The 3,636-nt window shown below is 66.1% G+C and carries 3 protein-coding genes; all 3 read left to right on the top strand.

The features are described 5' to 3' along the window. Positions 1-66 precede the first annotated feature (66 nt). From murD to murG, 3 genes are read left to right on the top strand one after another with little or no spacing between them, the layout of a single operon-like run. Positions 67-1,200: a UDP-N-acetylmuramoyl-L-alanine--D-glutamate ligase gene (gene murD, locus SPR01S_RS20790; protein ID WP_066593722.1), complete on the top strand. Its 1,134-nt coding sequence runs from the start codon at positions 67-69 to the stop codon at positions 1,198-1,200. Further along, positions 1,197-2,420 carry an FtsW/RodA/SpoVE family cell cycle protein gene (locus SPR01S_RS20795; protein ID WP_066593724.1) on the top strand — a complete coding sequence of 408 codons (1,224 nt, stop codon included), beginning with the start codon at positions 1,197-1,199 and terminating at the stop codon, positions 2,418-2,420. The genes murD and SPR01S_RS20795 overlap by 4 nt, the downstream gene beginning before the upstream one ends. Beyond that, positions 2,417-3,574: an undecaprenyldiphospho-muramoylpentapeptide beta-N-acetylglucosaminyltransferase gene (murG, locus tag SPR01S_RS20800; protein ID WP_066593725.1), complete on the top strand. Its 1,158-nt coding sequence runs from the start codon at positions 2,417-2,419 to the stop codon at positions 3,572-3,574. Before SPR01S_RS20795 ends, murG begins: the two co-directional genes overlap by 4 nt. Positions 3,575-3,636: the final 62 nt, after the last annotated feature.

The following is a 3,636-nucleotide window of genomic DNA, read 5'->3' on the forward strand; positions in this document are numbered from 1 at the left end:
TCGCAACAGGCGACTGACTTGGGGCACGGCCCCATCCCCAACCCCTCCCCTGAAGGGGAGGGGCTTTTGAGTTTTGCCGACCCGGTCGAGATCGACCTGAGCGGGTTCGCCGGCGTCGTCGTATCTCCGGGCGTGCCGCTCAACCGTCATCCGATCGCGGCCAAGGCGCACAAGGCAGGCGTGCCCGTCATCGGCGATATCGAGTTGTTCGCACAGGCTCGCGACTATCTGCCATCTCACCGCGTCGTCGGCATCACCGGGACCAACGGCAAGTCGACCACTACCGCACTGATCCATCACATCCTGGAAACGGCGGGCATTCCCGCGCGGCTCGGCGGCAATATCGGGCTGCCGATCCTAGGCGAGGAGCCGTTGCCGGTGGGCGGTGTCTACGTGCTCGAACTGTCGAGCTATCAGATCGACCTGACCTTCACGCTCGATTGCGACGTCGCGGTTCTGCTCAACATCACGCCCGATCATCTCGACCGTTATGACGGGTTCGACGCTTATGCCGCGTCGAAAGGGCGGCTGTTCGCGATGCAGTCAAAGGATCACGACGCGGTGATCGGGATCGGCGACGCCGCCTCCGCCAAGATCGCGCGCAGCCTGTCGGCGCGCGGCGAGCATCTGTTCAAGATCGCCCCGGGCGTGTGCATGGACCAGTCGCGCTGGCCGTCGCTACAGGGGCCGCACAATGCCCAGAACGCACTCGCCGCGATCGCCGCCTGCCAGGCGCTCGGCGTGGCGGAAGCGGCGATCGACGCCGGCCTCGAAAGCTTCAAGGGCCTGCCGCACCGTATGGAGCGCATCGGCACGGTCGACGGCGTCGCCTATGTCAACGACAGCAAGGCGACCAATCCGGACTCGACCGCGCCGGCGTTGGCGGCGTTCGACGGCATTCACTGGATCCTCGGCGGTCAGGCCAAGACCAAGGACCTCGACGCCTGCCGCCCGTCCTTCGGCCATGTCCGCGCCGCCTATACGATCGGCGAAGCGGGGCCGATGTTCGTCGACCTGCTCAAGGACGACATGCCGACCGTCTATGCAGAGACGCTCGCGCATGCGGTTCAGCTATGCCGCGCCGCCGCCAAGCCCGGCGAGACCGTCCTGCTGTCGCCGGCCTGCGCGTCGTTCGATCAGTTCCGCGATTACGAGGATCGCGGCGACACGTTCCGCGGGTTGGTCGAGTCCCTCTCATGAACTCGCGGTCGGCCAAGGAAGGCTTTCTAACCCGCGTCGCACGTCGCGGCGGCCGGTCGGACCGCTCGCCGCTGGGCGCATGGTTCTGGGACATCGACTGGGTGTTGCTGATCCTGACCCTGTTCCTGATGGCGATCGGCTTGGTCGCCGTCGCGGCGGCGTCGCCGGCATCGGCGCAGCGTTATTCGGACGCCACGCATCACATGCCCGCGCTCTATTATTTCTGGCGCCAGGTGATGTGGGTCGCGGTGTCGCTGCCGGTGCTGTTCATCGTCTCGATGCTCCCGACCGAGAGCGCGCGGCGGATGGCGTTGATCGGATGCGCTGCTTTCCTGGTGATGCTGATGCTGGTGCCGCTGATCGGCGTCCAGGTGAACGGCGCACGGCGCTGGCTCGGCGTCGGCGTCGCGCAATTCCAGCCGTCCGAATTCCTCAAGCCGTGCTTCATCGTCGCCGTGGCGTGGCTGCTGTCGCTCAAGAACAAGGAGCAGGGATTGTCGGGCGGCGTGCTGGCGGCATTGACCGGCGGATTGACCGCCCTGGTTGCCCTGTTGCTGATGCTGCAGCCCGATTTCGGCCAGACCGTGGTGTTCTGCTCGGTATGGCTCGCCTTGCTGCTGATCTCCGGGATATCGGCGCGCGTGATCGGGGCGCTGTTCGGTGCCGCGTTCGTCGGCGTGATCTCGGCCTATCTCTTCTATTCGACCGCGCGCACCCGCATCGACGCCTTCCTGTTCCCGGATTCGACCGATGCCGCCGACCATTTCCAGGTCAATGCCGCGCGCGCGACGCTGACCGCGGGCGGCTGGTTCGGTACCGGTCCCGGCGGGGGACAGATGAAGTTCCGCCTGCCCGAAGCGCATACCGATTATATCTTCTCGGTGATCGGCGAGGAATTCGGGCTGATCTCCTGCGCGATCGTGGCGGTGATCTTCCTCGCGATCGTCGTGCGCGTGTTCGTCAAGCTGCTGGATGAGCAGGAGGAATTCCGTGTTCTCGCCGCATCGGGCCTTGCCATACAGTTCGGGTTGCAGGCGCTGATCTCGATGGCGGTGAATACAGGCCTGGCCCCGTCCAAGGGCATGACGATGCCGTTCATCAGCTATGGCGGATCGTCGATGATCGCGCTGTCGATCGGCATGGGGTTGTTGCTTGCGTTTACGCGCCGGAACCCGTTTGTGAGCCGCTCACCTTATGTCGTGAAATGGAGCGGCGAATGACGAGAGTGCGGCAATTCGTTCTGGCCGCAGGCGGAACCGGCGGGCACATGGTGCCGGCTGCGGCGCTGGCCGCCGAGTTGAAGAAGCGCGGGCACAAGGTCGACCTGATCAGCGATGAGCGCGGCGTGCGCTTTCCGGGCCTGTTCGACGGGATCGAAACGCACGTCCTTCCCGCCGGCCGGATGCAGGGCGGGCCGCTGGGCTGGTACCGCGCCGGCCGCGCGATGCTCGAAGGGCGCAGGCTGGCGATCGACCTGTTTCAGAAGATCAAGCCGACCGCGGTGATCGGCTTTGGCGGCTATCCCGCGCTGCCGGCGCTGCTTGCCGGTTTCAACCAGAAGGTGCCGACCGCTGTGCACGAGCAGAATGCCGTGCTCGGCCGGGTCAATCGGCTGGTGGCGGGGCGGGTCGATGCGATCGCCACGTCCTATGCCAAGGTCGACCGGCTGGCGGACAAATATCGCGGCAAGGCCCACCTGACCGGTAATCCCGTGCGCGAGGACGTGCTGGCGCTGCGCGACAAGCCGTATCCGATGCTCGAGGAAGACGGCATCTTCCGCGTGCTCGTGACCGGCGGCAGCCAGGGCGCCAGCATCCTGAGCAGCGTCGTGCCCGATGGGCTATCGATGCTGCCGGTCAATTTCCGCCGCCGGCTTCAAGTCACCCATCAGGCGCGGGTCGAGGACATCGAGAAGGCGCGGGCGAAATATGCCGAGCTGTCGATCGCGGCCGACCTGGCAACCTATCTGCCCGATCTGCCCGAGCATCTTGCTTGGGCGCATCTGGTTATCGCGCGCGCCGGCGCCTCGACCATTGCCGAGCTGACCGCGGCGGGACGCCCGGCGATCCTGGTCCCGCTGCCGAGCGCGACCGACGACCATCAGACCGAGAATGCGCGCGAGATTTCGGAAGCCGGCGGCGCACGGACGATCCCGCAGAGCCAGTTCACCCCGGTCGAGCTCGCCAAGCAGATGCAGAAACTCGGACTCGATCCCGCCGCGCTGCAGAACGCGGCGGCGCGGGCAAAGTCCTGCGGTCATCCCCACGCGGCACGCGATCTCGCCGATTTGGTCGAGGGACTCGACCATCCTCCCGCCGACATTCCCGTCGGTAAGGTTCAGACCTCTAGTGAAGGAGGCGTAGCGTATGCGTGATCCCCTGAAAATCCTCCCCGGGACGGGGAGGTGGCGCGAAGCGCCGGAGGGGGTTCGCCTTC

The sequence above is a fragment of the Sphingomonas pruni NBRC 15498 genome (genome assembly GCF_001598455.1).
In the GTDB taxonomy this organism is placed as follows: Bacteria; Pseudomonadota; Alphaproteobacteria; order Sphingomonadales; family Sphingomonadaceae; genus Sphingomonas; species Sphingomonas pruni.

Bases quoted from the DNA above. Each gene is read 5' to 3' on its own strand.
- SPR01S_RS20795 (WP_066593724.1), top strand. From the start codon at position 1,197: ATGAACTCGCGGTCGGCCAAGGAAGGCTTTCTAACCCGCGTCGCACGT.
- murG (WP_066593725.1), top strand. From the start codon at position 2,417: ATGACGAGAGTGCGGCAATTCGTTCTGGCCGCAGGCGGAACCGGCGGG.